This window comes from Thiothrix nivea DSM 5205 (genome assembly GCF_000260135.1).
In the GTDB taxonomy this organism is placed as follows: domain Bacteria; phylum Pseudomonadota; class Gammaproteobacteria; order Thiotrichales; family Thiotrichaceae; genus Thiothrix; species Thiothrix nivea.
In genome coordinates this window covers 397857-416513 of sequence record NZ_JH651384.1, presented here as the reverse complement: position 1 = coordinate 416513, position 18657 = coordinate 397857, and the positions used below count along the sequence as shown (strand labels likewise).

Sequence of the window (18657 nt, the reverse complement as noted above, 5' to 3'; positions counted from 1 at the left end):
TGTTCCCATACCCGGCACAGGGAATCCACGATGAAGTCACTGGTTTGCTGGAACTGCCGAAGGTCAGGTAAACCTGCCCACTGTCCTCATCCAGTACGCCAAAAGGGATGTATTTCTCTTTGCAGCCCATCTCATGGTCAGCGGCTTTATTGTCACCCCGTGTTTTCCCGCCCCGTGAGTAGTCACCGATGTTGACGGTCGCCTTGCAGTCCATGCTCAGGCGTTTGACCGCCCCATCGGCAAACTGCCCATCGTTGGCCTGGATATTGGCGAAGATGGCGTCGGTTTCTGGAATTTTTTTTGCGGCTTGGCTTTCTCCACCTTGCGCAGGCGGTAGCCATTCCGGTTGAGTATCCGCGCCATGGTGCTGGGGGCGGGCACTTGTCCACCGCTGAAACCCATGGCCTGTAACTGCCGGATGGCTTCCGCCGCCGTCAGGCGGGTGTAGGCGATGCTGCTGCGGAATGTCGGGTCTTGCTGGCTATGTGCTTCCGCCAGCGCCAGCAAGGCGGCTGCCGCTTCCGGCTGGGTTTCCTCCCAGCGCTTCTGGCCACAATACGCCGCCTGCGCACCCACGCAAACCATGCCGCTGCGCTGTTCCTCCAAACCCAACTGCACCCCCTCCCGACCCCAGCCAAAACACCTTTCAGTCTGGCGGGCGTTGCCTGCACAATATTTCCGGCTCATGTCCGCCTGGAACGCACGGCGGGTGCTGCCAGACATTTTCGAGGCCGCCAGTTTCAGGTCGGCTATCTGGGATTCACTCAGGATCGGGTTAGCTGTTTGGGGTTCGGGGGGCATGGGGATAGGGACTCCGCTTGTCGATAAGACAAGTGTAGCCATTGCGGGGGAATCTTTCAGGGAAATCCCCTTACTCTCCCAACTGAATGTACCGGATGTACTAAGGTTAGATACCGTATCAGCACTCTATCGGCACAGCATCCTGTTTAAATTCCTGCGTGTGCGTGTCACTGAACTGCCACAAGTCTTCGCTATTTATGGTAATCCTTTTGTCAGCGCGGCTGCGACATTAAGCTTGTTGACCCGATGGACAGAGCTTGAAGCGGCAGGATTGGATTTCAATAAACTGGCATTTGTCGTGGCTGATGACGAAAACCCGTTACGCCCATTGAGTTTGTCACAACGCGCTACGCTGTTGCTCAGCAAGAAACTGTATGATGGTTTGGGTGCAATCTGGCTGGCTCATCCCGATTTGCCCACTGATAATAACGATAATGGCGGTATTGATACGCCATTACTAAGAGGCAAAGCAGCGCTGTTGTTTGATGCGCCGATAGTAGAAGATATTGTCGGATTAATTGACGGCACAACGGTTTATAGTACCAACGCACCTGCCGGACTTAGTATAACCGTTCCAGAATCCCTGCTTGGCAGGCTGATATACACCACCAGGCAAAGCAACGGTTCACCCAGTGCAGTCCTCAAAATAACCGGCAGGTTGACTCCACCACTGTTGGACATCGCCAAGTCTCTAAGCCATGATTCTGCCTGGCTTGCTGCTATTAACAGGGTAGATAAGCAGGCAAGACGCTTCTTTGGTGATGTGTTATCCGGCTTGTTCGCCGGGGAGGAAGAAAGCGCCAAGACAATACTGCTAGCTGGTGACGTCAACGATCCACAAAACCCGGACGCACCCGAAAATACCGCCTCTGTTAAACGCCGCTATTTGCTGAAAACCCTGTTGCCCATTTTGCGTAAGCGTTTGTCACAACGTCTGATTGCGGCTGAGGTAGCAGCGGCGACTGGACTCAACGAGCCACTGGCTGGAGCCTTATTGACGGAAGTGCTGGCGTCAGGGAACCCAGCTGCGCCTGCCATGCATGTATTCGAGTCCCTGCGGGAAAAACCAGCTACCGATGCAGGCAGTTTTAGTGGTTATCTGATTCCGCCCAGAACTGACACCTATACCTTTATCGTCACCAACCGTGATACTCAACCATCAGCCGTGCTTGATGGCCTGCGGCTTGATTTTCCGACGCAACAGGAAGACCCTTCCGATGTCTGGATTTCTGAACCAGTGCTGTTACATGCCGGAACCTTGTCGCCAATTTCACTCCCTTTCCCGGCAGCTAACTTGCAGTGGAAAACGGCTATTACGCCACGCACAGCTGTTCCTGCATCGGCCCTATTGCCCGATTATGCCTCGACGGCGATTGCTACCGCATTACGCCAAGTGTCGAAGTGCGCTTCATTAATCAACAGTTTAAGCCTGACCCTGGATGAGCTGCGTTATTTACACAACCATGCGGCGGATTTCTCCGGGCTTGATTTCAATCAGCTCACTTTGCCGCAGGTATTACGTTTGTTAGCCTATGTTCAAGTGCGTGGGCGTGTTTCCGGCGGAGCGCAAGGCTTGCTTGACCTGTTTGCATGGGCAAGCCAGACAGATACCCAGGATAACCCGGCGATATTGGGCACCCGTGTAGCCGCTGCTTTGGGCATGGAGACAAGCCGTGTCTCCAGCTTGCTGGCGTCCGATCATTTCAACCTCAATACGTCTGCCCATTTCGTCAATGAGATGCACCTCGCCAAACTGCTGGATGCTTCCCATATCGCAGACAAAACCGCTGTTGATATTGAACGGTTGTTTACCTGGGCAAAACCGGGGTCACAGTTCTGGCCAATGCATCGCATTGCCCAGGACATCCGTCACATTACGCGGGCACGTTTTGAGCAATCTGATTGGGAACAGGTCGTGAAGCCACTCAGCGATACATTACGCGCCAAACAACGCGATGCACTGATTGCTTATTTATTGGTTCAGCCTGAACTGCGCGAATGGGGTGTTATCGACGCAGACAGTTTGTTCGAGTTTTTCCTGATTGATGTGCAAATGGAACCCTGCATGGAAACCTCGCGCATCAAACAGGCCATTTCCAGCGTCCAACTGTTTATCCAACGTTGTTTGCTAGGGCTTGAGTCCGGCGTTGGGCATAGTGTCCTTAATCGCGAACGCTGGGAATGGATGCAACGCTACCGGGTCTGGGAAGCTAACCGCAAGGTTTTCCTGTACCCGGAAAACTGGATTCGCTCTGAATTGCGTGATGATAAAAGCCCATTCTTCAAGGAGCTGGAATCAGAACTGCTACAGCGGGATCTCACTGAGCATAATGTTGAAGAGGCTTTCAAAAGTTACGTCTTCAAGGTCGATGGCGTCGCTTACCTGAAAGTGGTTGGGCTTTACGAAGAATTGGATAAAAAAGTGCTGCATGTTTTTGCCAGAACCCGCAATGCCCCCTACCAGTTCTATTACCGCACCAAAGGCACAGAGACGGGCTACTGGACGCCATGGGAACTGATGCAGGTTGATATTCCCAGTTATGAAACCGAGGAAACCGAGGATGAACCAAAAATCTTCGGTACTTATCTCGCCCCAATCGTTGCCAACGGGCGGCTATTAGTCTTTTTCCCCCAATTCATGAAAAAGACTGAGGCAGCAAAAGTTACGATAACAGGTGAGAGTGGTGAACGAGCCCCAACCATAGAAGAGTTAGGTAAATCACCTTTTGCCGATACTGGAATATCCGAGTTCTGGGAAATCAAGCTGTGCTGGACAGAATATCGGAGCGGTCGTTGGACACAAAAACAACTGTCCACAGAAGCTGTTTCTGATTTCAGGCCGGAGAGTAAGGAGGAACCTATTGAGGATGTTGGGTCATATCAGCTAACAAGAAAGATACTACCAAAAATTAGTAATTATCAGTTTATTCCTCGTGAAGAGGATACGTCCGTTGCAATTGATGTATATCGTTATCCGGCTGATGATGCGCCTACTAACAATAAAAGCGTAGTAAAATTTATTTTCAAAAACGGGCAGATGGGAAAGTCCAACGACCACCCAACGCAATCTCCAACTGCAAAAACCATTTTTCACTATAACGAAAGCCCATCGACAATCAAGTCTCTGCAATCAGATGGTTCTTCTTGCGTATTTACTGAGACTACAAACGATGTTCAGGTTAGTAATGGTCAAACATTAACCCATAAAGATGCTGATATACTCGTTGCCGGTTCTCGCTATTTGCCAACGTTATTAAAGGCTTTAGATGATCTTCCTGCTTCGGTAAATCTTCAGGATCGTTTTGGTGGTGATGCTGGCAATCAATACCATGAACTCAAAAGCCCTTCCGCTATTTATAACTGGGAAGTAGATTTCCATGCCCCCATGCTGGTAGTTGAACGCTTACTGGAATCACAGCAATACGAGCAGGCATTGAACATGTGCCATTATGTGCTGAATCCGTTTGCTGATGGTGAAGACAGGGCGCGTTTCTGGCAATTCGTACCCTTCATGCAGGTTAACCCTGAGCGGGTACTGGAGCGCTTATTCTTCTCACTACAGGCAGGCCAGCCGGATACCGCGATTACCGAATGGCGTAACAACCCCTTCCAGCCGCATGTGGTAGCCAGAAGCCGCCCAGCCGCGTACATGAAATGGGTGGCAATGAAATACATCCAGATTCTGATTGCGTGGGGCGATCATTTGTTCCAACAAGATACGATTGAAACCATCAATCAAGCCAGCCAGCTGTATATTCTGGCATCGCACGCCTATGGTTCAAAAGGACAGCGTATTCCTAAACGGGGTCGCACCAAGCCGCAAACCTACTTTTCGCTCATCGACCGCTGGGATGCCTTCAGCAATGCGATGGTGGAACTGGAACTGGCATTCCCGTTCAGTAACCAACCAGACGCTTACGACGACGGTCACGATGCAGCTGTTGCGCTGACTAATATTTTCGGATCAGCAAGCGCATTGTATTTCTGCATTCCTGATAACCCAGAACTGACCAAACTGCGTGAAACCATCGACGACCGTTTGTTCAAGATTCGCCATTGTCAAAACATTGAGGGTGTATTCCGTAAATTACCCTTGTTTGAACCACCGATTGATCCGGCTTTGTTGGTACAAGCGGCGGCACAAGGCTTAAGCATCGCCAGCGTTCTCAGTGATTTGAATGCACCAATGCCCAATTACCGTTTTCCTTACCTGCTGCAACGCGCCATGGAAATGTGTAATGAGGTGAAAGCATTAGGCGCTGCATTCCTCTCCGCCAAAGAAAAAGGCGAAGGCGAAGCACTTTCTCAGTTACGTGCGGTTCAGGAGCGGGTCATGACGCAACGCTTGCTGGATACCAGAAAACTGCAACTGGAAGAAGCTGAAAAGTCCCTTGAGTCACTTCGGCAATCAAGAACGGGGTCAGTCTACCGTTTGCGGCATTACCTACAACTCATTGGAGAGGATATAGCCAAAATTCCGGGCGAAGGCGATGACTTCACCGAATTGCAAAATTCACAGCTTGTCCCAGTAGATGAGGGAGGTTTAAAGCTCATTTCTTTTGAGAAAGAAGAGCTGGATCAGGCAAACGCAGCCCAGGATAGGCAAAGAGAAATAGGTGTTGTAGAGACATTAGCCAGCATCCTTCATGCCATTCCAGTTGCCAGTGGTGATGCAAAACCTTTTGGTATTGGTGCTGGTGTAGCAATTCACGGACAGATGTTTGGTAATGCAACACAAGCAGTTGCAAGAGGGCTTCAAGTCCGTGCAAGTGATATATCTTTTGGTAGTTCGAATGCAGGAAAGAAAGGTGGTCTTACCCGTGTTCTGCAAGACCGGATCATGCAAGCCAATTCGGCGGGTTATGAGTTGATGAATATCGACAAGCAAATCACTACCCAGCAGATTCGCCTGGCCATGGCTCAATGGGAACTGGAAACCCAGCAAAAGCAAATTGATCATGCGCAGGAAATTGAAGACTTCTTGCAAAACAAGTACACCAATCGTGAATTGTATGCCTGGATGGAGGCGCAAGTAAGGAACATTTATTACCAAGCCTATACACTGGCCTATGAATTGGCAAAACGGGCAGAAAGTGCGTTCTGCTTTGAGCGGGGTCTGGCAACTTCCGATTTTGTACGGGCGGGTTATTGGGAGGCCGGGCGTGATGGCTTGTTTGCGGGTGAAAATCTATACCTCGCGCTTAAGCAAATGGAAAGGGCTTACCAGGAACGTAAAGGTCATGACTTTGAGGTCACCAAAACGGTTTCCCTTCGTCAATTGAATCCCTTTGCCTTTTTGACGCTGCGTGAAACCGGAGTATGTGAATTCACGTTGCCAGAGGTACTGTTTGATCTTGACTATCCAGGGCATTTCCGTCGTCAAATCAAAAGTGTGGCATTGTCCATCCCGTGCATTGTTGGCCCTTATACCAACCTGAATTGCACATTACGTTTGCTGGAACATAAGTATCGGATCAAGTCTCTTGCCCAAAGTGCTGATGACTACCTTGAAAAAGTTGAATCTGATGACCGCTTCCAGACAGTCAGGGTTCCAATTTCTTCCATTGCAGCCAGTAGCGCCCAAGGTGACAGTGGCGTTTTTGAACTGAGTTTCCGGGATGAACGCTATCTTCCTTTTGAAGGGGCGGGTGTCATTAGCAAATGGCGACTTGAGTTGCCGTCTACTATTCGTCAATTTGACTACAGCAGTATTTCAGATGTTGTTATGCAAGTGCGCTACGTTGCTTCTGATGGTGGTGACAAACTCAAGGGAATTGCCAGTCAAGCAGCCCTGAAATACCTTGCAGCGGTTGAAACTGAGAGCCGTGAAGAGGGATTGTTTGCACTCATTGATCTAAAGCATGATTACGCCACTGAGTGGTATCGGGCAATGAATGCAACAGATGAGGTGAGAACCGTCGTATTAAAAGACGTGTTGCGACATTTCCCATTTTTTGCCAGCAATGGTTCCCGTCAAGCCAAGGCAGCCAATGTTTATTTGTTTTCTTCCGAAATACTGGATGGTGTGTCACTAGCAGAGGGAACGGGGGATGCTGCTGCATTTACTGCTGGAGCGGCTATTGCTGGGCTTAACACGGCTGCTGTTACGGAGATTAACATGGGACTTACCGAATGGAGGTTTCAATTCAATGCGCCCAGCAGCATACCGCGAGAAATGTTCCTGTTAGTTAATTACACATTGACATGAGGATCAGCCAAACTGATAACAGTGGAGCCACGATAATGCGCAATACCATCCTGTTCACCTACTTCTGCTTGTTACTTGCCTATTCCGGTCTGTCGCAAGCAGGAGTAACCCGCTCCTGCGAATCCAGCAACCACCACATCATCGGCGATGTACGCCTGAGTGACGGGAGTATCCGGGAAAATGTCATTGTACCGTTCCACGCAGTAGACCCTATCATGGCTGACGGCTACCACTGGCTCCGCCCACCGATGGCGCGTAGGGCTGCCTGCCACAATGCCAGCCGTGAAGCGTAAGCGCTTCTAAATCCCCCTCCTTTCAGCGCCCCACGTAATCCCGGACACTCAGCCCATCAGCAACAGATTGCATGGGAGAACACGATGAATCCAGGTCAAGATGGGCGTCTGGCGTACTGGCAAGCCCAGCTCCAACGCTTCCAGTCCTCCGGCCTTTCCGGAGTCCAGTATTGTGAACAGGAACAGTTGAGTTACCACGGCTTTGTCTACTGGCGGCGCAAATTATGCGGTACGGCGGGCAAGCCGCCCGGGGATGGCAAACGCCCGGTATTGCCAGAGCCTTCCGGTTTCGTGACTGTCCGCCCGGCGCAGCCGGGGACAGACGCCCGGACGGGCGATGGCCTGGAGCTGTCCCTGCCGAATGGCCTGGTGATCAGGAATATCCACCCCGGCAATGTGGCCTTGCTGCGCCGGTTGCTGGGGCAGTTGTAATGGCCCGTTATTTCCGCCCCGCCGGGGAGATGCCGGACATTTACCTTTACCGCCCGCCCATTGATTTCCGCAAGGCCGCCCAGGGGCTGGCGGCGATCGTGGCGCAGGAATTGGGCCACGACCCGTTTGCCGGGGCGCTGTACGCCTTCACCAACCGCCAGCGCACGAAAATCAAATGCCTGTATTGGGAAGACAATGGCTTTGTGCTGTATTACAAAGCCCTGGCGGAAGAGAAGTTCCATTGGCCGCAAACGGGGGATGGCGGGGTGATGGCGCTGACGGCCCAGCAGATCAACTGGCTGCTGGACGGTTATGACATCAGCCTGCTCAAAGGGCATAAAAAGTTGTGCTACGGGGCGCTGTTTTAGCGACTTATCCTGATGATTTTGTTATCATTTAACCCATGGATTTAGCACCGCCGCCAGCCCCCAAAACCACATCCCATAGCGACCTGGACGCTGCCCGCCTGCGCCAGTTGCTGGCGCAGCAAGAGGCGGAATTTGCCGCCGTCCTGAAACAGCGTGACCACCATATCCAGCTCCTGGAAGAAATGCTGCGCCTGGCCAAAATACAGCGGTTTAGCGCCCAGTCTGAAAAGCTCCCCTTCCAGATTGACCTGTTTGATGAAGCCGAGTTGGCAACCGCGCTGGAGGACATCGCCGGACGACTGCCGGAGGCGGAACCCGCCAGGCCCCGCCCCAGCCAACGCCAGCGCGGCTTCCCGCCCGGGCTGAAGCGCCAACGGGTGGAGCTGTTGTTGGGTGATGCGGAAAAAGCCGGGGCGACCCGCACGGTTTTCACCAAGGTCAAGGAAGAGCTGGACTACATCCCAGCGCAACTGGTGGTGCTGGAATACTGGCAGGAAAAAGCCGTGTTTGCCGCCGGGGCCAGCCAGGATCCCGCCCCGGCAACGGCAGATGGCGGGCCAACGCTGGTCGCCGCCGCCCGTCCGCCCCATCCGTTGGGCAAATGCCATGCCAGCCTCAACCTGCTGACGCAGGTCATCATCGCCAAATACGCCGATGGCCTGCCCCCTGTACCGCCTGGAGGGCATTTTCAAACGCCACGGCGCGGAACTCAGCCGCAGCAGCATGGCCCACTGGATCATCCGTCTGGAGGACAGCTTCAAACCCCTGCTCAACCTGCTGCGCGAAACCCAGAACAGCGGCGCTTACCTGCAAGGCGATGAAACCCGCATCCAGGTGCTGAAGGAGGACGGCAAAACCGCCCAGGCCGACAAATGGATGTGGGTGGTGCGGGGCGGCCCGCCGAACCAGGTGGCGGTCTTGTTTGAATACGACCCCAGCCGGGCGGGGAGCGTCCCCGAACGCCTACTGATGGACTTCCACGGCATTTTCCAGGCCGACGGCTATTCCGGTTACGCCGCCGTGTGCCGCAACAACGCCATCACCCGCATTGGCTGCTGGGACCATGCCCGCCGCAAGTTCGTGGAGGCCGTCAAGGCGGCGGGCGGCAAACAGGCCCGTGGCAAACCCACCCTGGCGGATATTGCCCTGGGCATGATCCGCAGGCTCTACCGCATCGAGGACAACATCAAGGGCCTGGACACGGCGGAGAAATACCGCCTGCGCCAGCAGTTGAGCGTGCCCCTGCTCAACGAACTGAAAACCTGGCTGGAAACGCAGGTCGGCAAGGTGATGAAAGGCGGCCTCACCCGCAAGGCGATGGAATACTGCCTCAACCAGTGGGAATACCTGAGTGGCTACTGCCAACGCGGCGACCTGCATATCAGCAATGTGCTGGCGGAGAACGCCATCCGCCCCTTTGCCGTGGGCCGCAAAGCCTGGCTGTTTGCCGACACCCCGCATGGCGCGCGCGCCAGCGCCGCCTGTTATTCCCTGATTGAAACCGCCAAGGCCAACGGCCTCGAACCGTATGCCTATATCCGCTATCTGCTGGAGCATATCGCCCAGGCCGACACCCTGGAAAAATGGGAGGCCCTCCTGCCATGGAATGTGCCGCTGGAGAAATGTGCGAAAAAAGTCCCTTTTTTTGACAAGGGCAAGTAGGGCGATTTAACGGCGCTTACCGTGAAGCCGTCGAAAAAATGCAAAAGCGCCGTAACTACGAATTGGCCATGACCCTGTGTGATGCCCATATACCTGGCATTACCGGCGTTGTCAGCGTTCTACCCAAAGTGGTCAGCGCGGATGCATGGCACAGTAGTGAAAATAACGGAGATGCCCGTGATTTTGCAGGAAAGTGGCAAAATTGTGATGAACGTGAAGATCAGGTCATCAACAAACGCTACCAATACCCTATCCAGTACGGCAGCTATAACACCCTGCTGGATTGGTGCTATAGCTGGGTAAACGGATGCGGGGCGCAGGCAGCGCAAGCTTTTTGTGTGCAGGAAGGCTATGCCAGGCAAATAAGCTTTTCCGGCCCGAGGAATATTACAGCAGGCCAAAAGACCCGGATCATTAGTACCAGGGAAGTCTGTGACCAGCCGTCATGCGGGACGTTTACGCAGATTACTTGCCGGAATTGGTAGGGCTTTTTTGGATAGGATATTTGTCATGAACGAAGGAAAAACATGTCCAAACTGCAAGGGTGAGATTGACGCAATTACTATTTTGAAATCTGGCTTTTCTTCTGGAATCCAGTGCCCTGGTTGCAAGGCCAGATTAAAATACTCCCCGTTTCCTCTAGGCTTGGTTTCGACCTTCCTGGTTATTTATGTTTGTTTATGCGTGTTTGTCTTGATATTCGCAAATAGCTATGAAGTAAACGAACAAGGCTGGAAATGGGGCTTGGATGCTTCTGTACTTCTCATAATACCAATTGGGTTGATACTCGAACTGATCACCGTCTGGTATCTACGCAACAGATGCACACTTGTTGAAAATCATGAATGATTCAAGAATGGCACACTCAGCAATACCTGCATTTTGGTTTTCGGTAAGGTTGTCAGCCGGAACTGGATATTCCCATTCACCCCATGTATCCGCTTTTTCATACTATTCAACCCGGTTCCCGCCTGCCATGTCGAAGGCAGGGATACCCTCCCATCATTCATGACGCAGACATGCAGTTTACCATCCTTAACTGAAATACCCATTTCCAGTACTTCCGGTTGCGCATGTTTAAGCGCATTACTGACAGCCTCACGGATAACCTGCGTCAATTCCAGCACCTGTTTGGCACTAAGCTGATAGCCACTCAATTCCCCCTGCTGCCAGATCAACTCCACCCCTGCCGCTTCGGTGCGTTCCATAATTTCGGTGCGCCAGTCCGCCACATGATCTACCAGCTTGAGCGGGCAGGTTTTCTGCGAAAGGCGGATGGTGTCCCGCAAGGTCATGAGGGTCAGCCGTGCCGCCTGCTTGTGTTCCGGGTCAGGCAATTTGTGCATCAAGGTCATCAGTTGCGCACCCACGCTGTCATGCAGGTCGCCCATGATACGCTGCCGTTCCTCCACTACCGCCCGCTGGCGGGTTTCACTTGCATTGCTCGCCATCCGCGCAATCATGAGTAAGGATTCGGTGTTTTTCACATCTTTCTTGTTAAACAGGCGGGCTGCACGCTGCTTGCCGCTCAAACGATAGGAGTGCTGATTGCCAAGGCTGGGTACGTACAGATGCAATCCATTGTCGGATAAACGGCTGGTATCTATTTGTTCCATCCTGCTCTCCATATGCAACGGTGAGAAGTGCTGTAACAGGAAGCTTTTCCAGTGTTCCTCAAAGCTTTCCTTACTGATGGCATCCGACATTTTGGCGCTGAATCCCGGCAGGTAGTCTTGTACGCTGAGCCGCTCCAGCGGGATGATTTTGTTCAGCAGCCATTGCCGTAATGGAAAATACAGAAAACCTGCCAGAATGATTGAAATGGCCAGCGCAAAGCGGTCTGGTGTGTGGAACAGGGTGGCAATCGCCAAATCGAGGGCAGCCACCAAACACCCGCCCAAGACCCACAACATGGACTTAAACCACCAAACCTCAATATCAAACAGGCGGTAACGCAGGATGCCAACCGCAAGCCCTACAGCCATAAGGTCAAACAACAGCAGCGCGGCAATGTTGCCAACCACTGGCGGGATGCCCAGCAAAATGGGGATGACATGCAGCGCGATAATAATTGCGTTTGGCAACATGAACGCGACCGTGAGGGCGAACAGGCTTGCCCGTTCCACCGGCTGGTGATGGAGGCGGCGCAGTTGCAGGGTAATGACGGAAACCACGATCATGTACAGGATGGGGTATTGCATATAGAACATATGCCCCGGCGTTTCTGACCATTGGTAGTGATAATTGGCTGTCGATAGCGCAGTAACCCCCAGGATGAGCCAGAACAACCATGCCCCCCGCACCAGTGGTTTGGGCGTGTAGCAGAAGATCACCATGATCAGGGCAGCAGCGAAATTGATGCCGATTACTTGCAGTAACAGGTCCTGCCGCAGCGTATCCGGCCTCAGGCAGAATTCCGAAGCAATGACAACCGAGCCGCTGACCGCAAAGACGTAATAAAACAAGCCGTGCAGCACCAGGTACAGGGATTCCTTTTGGTAGGGGCGGTATGCCCATACCAAGGCACCAACCAAAGGGGCTGTCAGGTTCACAAGGCACAATAGCCAGAATACCCAGGGAATGGCAGACAAAGGCGTCTGCGCCGCAGGTATCAAGGTAACGGTTTTTCCCGCAGTTGTCACAAAGCGGGCTTCAGTGCCTTGGGTAAGTGCCTTGAACAAGGTTTCCTGTTGCTGGTAAAAAGCTTCCTGCTGGGCGAAGGTGGCAGGGGAGAGCGGGGGGTAGCTGTTCAGCAGAGGGCTGACCGCCAGCACCTTCCCGTCAGCTTGCAGGCCAAGCAAGGTTTCACCCACCGTGAATTTTGCCGATGCAGGGGAGTTGGCGTCGATGGCGTTGATGACAAGAGTACCGTTATTGGCAGGGCTGGCCCGAATGCCTGTCCACGGTTGTTGCATCAACACTTGTGTCGCCATGCCCACCGTCGTGGCGGTAAACAGCAAAACGGCCAATAGCAGGTTGGCGGGGGTGAACAGGAATGCGGCAATTTTTACCCATGCCATCAATGCAGTTCCGTGCTGACCAACCCCATCCGGCAGGCTTCCACGGCGGCTTCCGCCCGGCTGGAAATATTGAGCTTCTGATAAACGTCACGGATGTAACGCGCCACCGTATTGGTCGATAGCCCCAGCAGGCTGGAAATTTCCGGGCGGCTCAAACCTTTGGCAACCAGCGTCAAGACTTCCCGCTCACGCGGGCTGAGGGAAATGGCCTCATGCCTGGAGTCAGCCTGTATATCCATGTTATTGGCCTGAGTCTGTGGCACAGACCTTTCTGCAGAAAAATATTGCAGGATACGCCGTGAAATACTGGGTGAAATTGGCGGGTCGCCATTGAGGATGCCGCGCAGTTTCTGGATGAACAAGCGCTCGGGCAAGTCCTTGAGCAGATAGCCATGCGCCCCGGCCTTGAGGGCTTTCAGGATATGCTCTTCGTCATCAAAAATGGTCGTGATGACGATGTAGGCGTCTGGGCAGCGTTCCCGGATGCATGGTACAAGCTCGATACCACTGCCGTCCGGCAGGTTGATGTCGAGTAGTGCAAGGCTGATGCAATGGGCTTGCAGTATTTGCCGTGCCTGCCTGCACGAGTCGGCCTGGAAGGAATGTATCTGCTGGAATGCTTTTTGTAAGGTAAGATGCAACCACTCGCTGGTTTCGGGTACGTCTTCTACGATCAATGCCTGTTGCATGGCGGTATCCTTACCTGGGCGGAAGATTGGTCTAAACGTTTTTTTGTATAGTGTATGTAGATAGCATTTACATGGAAATTGCTCCAGATAAAGTACAGTGTAGTAGCCGACCAAATGTAAATCTACTCGATTGATGGTGCAATATGCCCAGGGCAATCGCATTAAAAACATCTTGTTTTACAATGGTCTAAATTTTAATCTTGGTAGCCCCCAGTCTGCCGGTGACAATTTTTAGCAGATAATCTTCATCCCACCCGGCATTGAGGCGTTTGTTTTTCACACCGACCTTGATGGTTTTGTCAGTTTTAACCAGATTGAGGGCAATGTGGCGGACGACAGCCATGTTGGCGTCGCTGTTGCCGGAACGCATCCGCTGGTCATCTTCGCGGAAAGCGTAATCCAGCACCCAGTGCAGGTTGTTTTCAATGCCCCAGTGTGCCCGCACGACCTGTCCCAGCCGCTCCGGGTTGGAGGCATCCATGCTGCTGATGAAGTAACGGGTTTCTTCAGTGGTCTTATCCTTGCATTCACGGATGGCAGTGACAGCGATAATGCTGGTCAGTTTTGTCCAATGGGATGGTCTTTCTTCAACCAGCCAATGTTGGAGGTAGCCCGCACGATGCGGGTTTCAATCCGTCCATGCCCGCCGTCATAACGGGTATGGCCAATGGGTGGGCAGGTGTTGGCCGATTCAAAAAATAGCTTCACGTCCTGATGGAGCGTGCCCTGGTTGCCTTTCAGGCTGAGCAGGTAATCGGCTTGCTGGTCGATGATCTGCCTGGCAATGGCCGTTTGGCAACCCATCGCATCCAACGTCACTACCGCTCCTGTCATGTTCAGTTGCATCAATAGTTTAGGGATGGCAGTGATTTCGTTGGATTTATCATCCACCCGCTGTTGTCCCAGCACCAATTGATTCCGGGTCGCCCAGGCACTGACCATGTAGATGGCCGCTTTGTCCGAAGCACTGTCCAGGCTGCGGCGCAGGCATTTGCCATCAATCGCGATGATTTCGCCATCACTGAGGTCGGACAGGTCAGCCACCCAGCGGCTGAAACATTCACTGAACTGCTGTGTGTCGATCAGGCCAAAAACCCGGCCAAAGGTATCGTGTGACGGGATGCCGTGTTGCAACCCCAACACCTCCGTGAACCATTTTCGTTTGGATTTGCCGAACAGCTCAATGGAAGCCCAGTCATCCGCCCCGCAAATCACTGCGCACAGGGTAATGAAGAAGATGTCACTGAGTTTGTGCCGCTTACGGCGGTTCAGACGTGGGTCAGGGATGGAGGCAAAATGGTCAACAATAGCGGCGGTTGGGTGGAGTTTCATGGGCTACCAAAATACCCGCAGCTAACCCTCGGCACAGCAGTTTGTCAATAGCGTTTTAATGCGAGGCTCATTAGACATTATCTAAAAAACTGTATTTATCCATTAATAGAGAAATTTCACAAATCAATGCAGAAAATTCAGCTAAACCTATCATGGGACAATGTTGATAGTCAGTGCGGGGATGGTTGAATACACAAAGCGCTGAAAGGCAAGCAGAAAACGTTTATGGCCATGATGGGGTTAAACAGTGGTGAGTTCAACCGTCTGTTGCCGTACTTCCATGAAGCCTACCGGGGCAGCCTGGTGGAGGAAGGGAAAAATGCGGATGAAAAGCGGGGAAAACCCGGCCAGTTGGCCTTGGCAGAAGACAAACTGCTGTTCATCCTGTATTACCTGAAGACTTACCCGTTACAGGAAGTGCTGGCCTATTCATTTGGTTTGACGCAAAGTGCCGCCAACTCCTGGGTTCACCGGCTATCGCCGGTCTTGCAGGCAGCCCTGAAGCAAATGGGGCATCGTCCGGCGCGGTTGCCGGAAGAACTGCTGGCACGCCTGGAAACCGAAGCGGTGCAGGCAGTCGGGATCGACGGGACGGAACGCCGTATCCAACGCCCGCTTGACCCGGACGTGCAGGAAGACTGGTACAGTGGAAAAAAAAGCCCATACGGTGAAGAACAACCTGATTGCCGGGCTGGATGACCGTGACATCAAGTATCTGGGCAAAACCCGTAGCGGCAAGGTGCATGACAAGCGGATTGCGGACGAAGAACAGGCACAAGTGCCTGATGGTTATGAGGTTTACCGGGATTCCGGCTTTCAGGGGCATCAGATGGGTGAAGGCATCACGCTGTTTGAACCCAAAAAGAAACCCCGTGGCGGCGAACTGACCCGTGAAGAAAAGCGGCGTAACCAGGCCATTTCACGGACGCGGGTAGTGGTCGAGCATGTCATCAGCGGCGTCAAACGCTGCCGTTGTGTCAAGGACGTGTTCAGGAACTGGAAGGATGGCTTTGATGATTTGGTGATGGAACTCGCCTGCGGGCTGCACAACTTCAGGAATGCATCACGGGTTAGAAATGATTGATCCAGCTGATGCACGGAGAGGATGGGTTTTTCAGATAATGTCTAATGTGGGCACACCGTACCGTCAGGCCAGCGCAACACACGCACTTGCTGGTAGCAAGCTTCATCACTGGTCAGGCTGGCTATGCTGATCAAACTGCCCATATGGCTACCTCACTGGCTTGTCGGATGCTTATCAGTTGGGGATTCTACCAGCGGTTTCAAGGTTCATGTGGCAAGACCCCGAAACACATAATGAGCCTTTAACGAAATTGAATGAGTTTTGGGATTTATCAATGGAAAGTTTGCTTTCAGTCGGATAGTTGTTGGTGGAAGGGTTGTTACCAGCGTGAATGCTGTTATGGAATTCCCAGCAGCTTGTGCGTCTGTACGCTTAGCTTCCACTGCGGATGCTGCATACAGTAGGCAATAGCCGTCTGCGTGTTCTGTGCCTGTTGCGACCCATCCATTGCTTGCAGGTAGAAATGCCCGAAATCCAGTTCGGCGAAGCGTTCCGGCATTGCCAGTGGTTGCGGGTACACCAGTTTCAGTTCATTGCCATGCGTCAGCGCCAGCGGAGCATCGGCCTTGGGACTGACGCAAATCCAGTCGATACCGGACGGGGCAGGCTTGGTGCCGTTGGTTTCCACCGCAATCTCGAAGCTGCGAGTGTGCAGGGCGTCAATCAGTAGCGTATCCAGTTGCAGCAATGGTTCACCACCGGTGAAGACCACGAAACGGTTCACGTCCTGCTGCACGCCTGCCAGCCACAACTGTTCAATCCGTGCCGCTAGTAGGTCAGCAGAGCGAAACTTGCCACCGTTTACCCCATTCACTCCGACAAAATCGGTATCACAGAAATCACACTGTGCCTTGTGCCGATCCTGCTCACGCCCTGACCACAGGTTGCAGCCCGCAAAGCGGCAGAATAGGGCAGGGCGGCCAGCATGAAAGCCTTCACCCTGCAAGGTGTAGAAAATCTCCTTGACGGAGTATGTCCTGCTCACACCGGCAACCCCGGCTCATGTTCACCCCACGACAGCACCACGCCGCAGCCAGGCGTTTCATACAGGTCAATGCGGTCAAGCTGCGGCAGGCTGGTACTGGCTTGCGAGTGTATCCAGCGGGCGACGCTGGCAGGGTCAGGTTGTTCCAACCCGGTTAAGTCATTTAAATAATGATGGTCAAGCTGCTTGTAGATAGGGGTGAAAGCCTCTTTTACATCACCATAATCGACGGTCCAACCCATGACCTGATCTAGCGGGGATGTCAGGTGCAAACGCAGCAGGTAACTGTGCCCGTGCAGGCGGCGCACACTGTCGCCGGGAACAGTGTGTTCCAGCCGCAGGGCGCTTTCAAAACGCTGGTCTTTCCAGATGCGGTAGTGTTGCCCATCGTAATGGCAACCAGCAGTAACAGTTTCGTACACGCTCACCCACGAAAGCGCGTCGAGTTCGGGTTTGAGCCGATCCCACAGCCACGCGGCCAGCATTTCGCTGGTAGGGTTTTCCAGCCCCGCAATGTCGTTCAGGCAATGGTTGTGGAGTTGTTCATGCAGTGGTTGCCACACGGCTTCCAGCCGGTCGAAGTCCACGCCCATGTCTTGCGCTTGCAGATTCTGGTTGGCGTGCAGGATGACTTCGAAACCATGCCCGTGCATGCGCCCGCATTGATGTCCGGCATGGACGTTCGGCAAGCGGTGCGCTGCTTCAAAGCGGAAACGTCGCCAGATGTGGGCATTGTCGGCGAGGTCAAGGTCAGCACCCTGGTGCAGGGTGCTTTGCACGCCGACGGAAGCCATGCCCGGTAATGCCATGTGGGCGCGTACCCACCGGGCGAGGTTTTCATCGGTGGGAATGGAGAGGAACTGGTTCAGGTCGTTGTAATCCAGCGGCGCAACACATTCCACCAACTGTTGGTGCAGCGATCCGACCGATTGCGCACCCTGCACCCGCACCTTGGCAAGGAAACTGTGGCCGTGCAGGCGGCGGGCGCGGTGTCCTGCTGGTAGTGGTGAGCCTTGCGCATTTTCGACCCGGCAAGCAGCTTCAAAGGGAGCGGCAGCGACGTAAAACAGGGTTTCGTTCATGCCTGTATCCCGAATTTTTCTAGCAATGGGTCGGTTGCACCGACTTCCGCAAAACCTTTTGCACGCAACAAACAGGAATCGCATTGGCCACAGGGTTTGCCGTGTTCGCCGGGGTCATAGCAACTGCTGGTGAGGCTGTAATCTATGCCCAACGTCAGCCCTTTGCGGATGATGTCGGCCTTGCTCATGTTGATCAACGGCGCATGGATCGTGAGCTGCTGCCCCTCAACCCCGGCCTTGGTGGCCAGGTTCGCCATGTTCTCGAAGGCGGCGATGAATTCCGGGCGGCAATCCGGGTAGCCGGAGTAGTCCAGCGCATTCACGCCGAGGAAGATGTGTTGTGCTTCCAGTACTTCTGCCCAGCCGAGGGCAAAGGAGAGGAAAATGGTGTTGCGTGCCGGGACATAGGTCACCGGAATACTGGTTTCCATTGCCGCAGTATCACGCCCTTTGGGCACGTCGATGTCGGCAGTGAGGGCAGAGCCGCCGAAAGCCCGCAAGTTAATGTCAGCAATGACGTGTTCTTTCACGCCCATGGCTTTTGCTACCCGTTGGGCGGACTCCAGTTCCACACTGTGGCGCTGGCCATAGCAGAAGGAGAGTGCATACGGCTCAAAGCCTTGCTGGTGGGCTATGGCAAGAACAGTGGTGGAGTCCAGTCCGCCACTGAGGAGTACAACCGCCTTGTTCATCGTTTACTA

13 protein-coding genes and 4 pseudogenes are annotated in these 18657 nt (G+C 53.3%); 9 read left to right on the top strand and 8 right to left on the bottom strand.

The features are described from left to right. Positions 1-110 precede the first annotated feature (110 nt). Positions 111-585 (bottom strand): annotated as a pseudogene (locus THINI_RS27120) (ISAzo13-like element transposase-related protein); the annotation flags it as partial. A gap of 214 nt (positions 586-799) precedes the next feature. Between THINI_RS27120 and THINI_RS23050 the strand changes: the two are divergent. From THINI_RS23050 to THINI_RS24905, 7 genes and pseudogenes are all read left to right on the top strand, one after another. Further along, a complete protein-coding gene (locus tag THINI_RS23050) occupies positions 800-7009 on the top strand; it encodes a Tc toxin subunit A-related protein (RefSeq protein ID WP_154724325.1) in 6210 nt (2069 codons plus the stop codon). Between the two features lie 35 nt (positions 7010-7044). After that, positions 7045-7302, top strand: coding sequence for a hypothetical protein (locus THINI_RS02210; protein ID WP_002707053.1), 258 nt, complete (start codon positions 7045-7047; stop codon positions 7300-7302). Between the two features lie 84 nt (positions 7303-7386). Further along, the gene (gene tnpA, locus THINI_RS25555) at positions 7387-7734 is read left to right on the top strand and encodes an IS66 family insertion sequence element accessory protein TnpA (protein WP_002706643.1); all 348 of its coding nucleotides are present in this window, start codon (positions 7387-7389) and stop codon (positions 7732-7734) included. Next, positions 7734-8102, top strand: a complete 369-nt coding sequence (gene tnpB, locus THINI_RS25550; RefSeq protein WP_002706841.1) for an IS66 family insertion sequence element accessory protein TnpB — start codon at positions 7734-7736, stop codon at positions 8100-8102. The genes tnpA and tnpB overlap by 1 nt, the downstream gene beginning before the upstream one ends. Positions 8103-8137: 35 nt before the next feature. Further along, positions 8138-9764, top strand: a pseudogene (gene tnpC, locus THINI_RS02195) (IS66 family transposase). Between the two features lie 38 nt (positions 9765-9802). After that, entirely contained in the window at positions 9803-10249 is a 447-nt protein-coding gene (locus THINI_RS02190) for a hypothetical protein (protein WP_002707052.1), read from the top strand. Between the two features lie 25 nt (positions 10250-10274). Beyond that, a complete protein-coding gene (locus THINI_RS24905) occupies positions 10275-10613 on the top strand; it encodes a hypothetical protein (protein WP_002707051.1) in 339 nt (112 codons plus the stop codon). Here the strand turns inward: THINI_RS24905 and THINI_RS02185 are convergent. The 3 genes and pseudogenes from THINI_RS02185 to THINI_RS02175 all read right to left on the bottom strand — a co-directional run bounded on the left by THINI_RS02185 (position 10604) and on the right by THINI_RS02175 (position 14805). Then, positions 10604-12784: a sensor histidine kinase gene (locus THINI_RS02185; RefSeq protein WP_002707050.1), complete on the bottom strand. Its 2181-nt coding sequence runs from the start codon at positions 12782-12784 to the stop codon at positions 10604-10606. The two genes, THINI_RS24905 and THINI_RS02185, sit on opposite strands and share 10 nt — an antisense overlap. Further along, positions 12784-13473 (bottom strand): response regulator transcription factor, encoded by a 690-nt coding sequence (locus THINI_RS02180; protein WP_002707049.1) that lies wholly within the window; start codon positions 13471-13473, stop codon positions 12784-12786. The genes THINI_RS02185 and THINI_RS02180 overlap by 1 nt, the downstream gene beginning before the upstream one ends. A 187-nt stretch (positions 13474-13660) precedes the next feature. Further along, positions 13661-14805 (bottom strand): annotated as a pseudogene (locus THINI_RS02175) (ISAs1 family transposase). 231 nt (positions 14806-15036) lie between these two features. Here THINI_RS02175 and THINI_RS02170 point away from each other — a divergent pair. Beyond that, positions 15037-15504 (top strand): helix-turn-helix domain-containing protein, encoded by a 468-nt coding sequence (locus THINI_RS02170; RefSeq protein ID WP_169314578.1) that lies wholly within the window; start codon positions 15037-15039, stop codon positions 15502-15504. Next, positions 15452-15889, top strand: coding sequence for a transposase family protein (locus THINI_RS02165; RefSeq protein ID WP_040838991.1), 438 nt, complete (start codon positions 15452-15454; stop codon positions 15887-15889). Before THINI_RS02170 ends, THINI_RS02165 begins: the two co-directional genes overlap by 53 nt. A gap of 44 nt (positions 15890-15933) precedes the next feature. Here the strand turns inward: THINI_RS02165 and THINI_RS24900 are convergent. From THINI_RS24900 to queC, 4 genes and pseudogenes are all read right to left on the bottom strand, one after another. Further along, positions 15934-16032 (bottom strand): annotated as a pseudogene (locus tag THINI_RS24900) (transposase); the annotation flags it as partial. 194 nt (positions 16033-16226) lie between these two features. Continuing rightward, entirely contained in the window at positions 16227-16874 is a 648-nt protein-coding gene (gene queE, locus THINI_RS02160; RefSeq protein WP_002707046.1) for a 7-carboxy-7-deazaguanine synthase, read from the bottom strand. Continuing rightward, a complete protein-coding gene (locus THINI_RS02155; RefSeq protein WP_002707045.1) occupies positions 16871-17956 on the bottom strand; it encodes a 6-carboxytetrahydropterin synthase in 1086 nt (361 codons plus the stop codon). The genes queE and THINI_RS02155 overlap by 4 nt, the downstream gene beginning before the upstream one ends. Beyond that, positions 17953-18648 carry a 7-cyano-7-deazaguanine synthase QueC gene (gene queC / locus THINI_RS02150; protein WP_002707044.1) on the bottom strand — a complete coding sequence of 232 codons (696 nt, stop codon included), beginning with the start codon at positions 18646-18648 and terminating at the stop codon, positions 17953-17955. The genes THINI_RS02155 and queC overlap by 4 nt, the downstream gene beginning before the upstream one ends. Between the last annotated feature and the right edge of the window lie 9 nt (positions 18649-18657).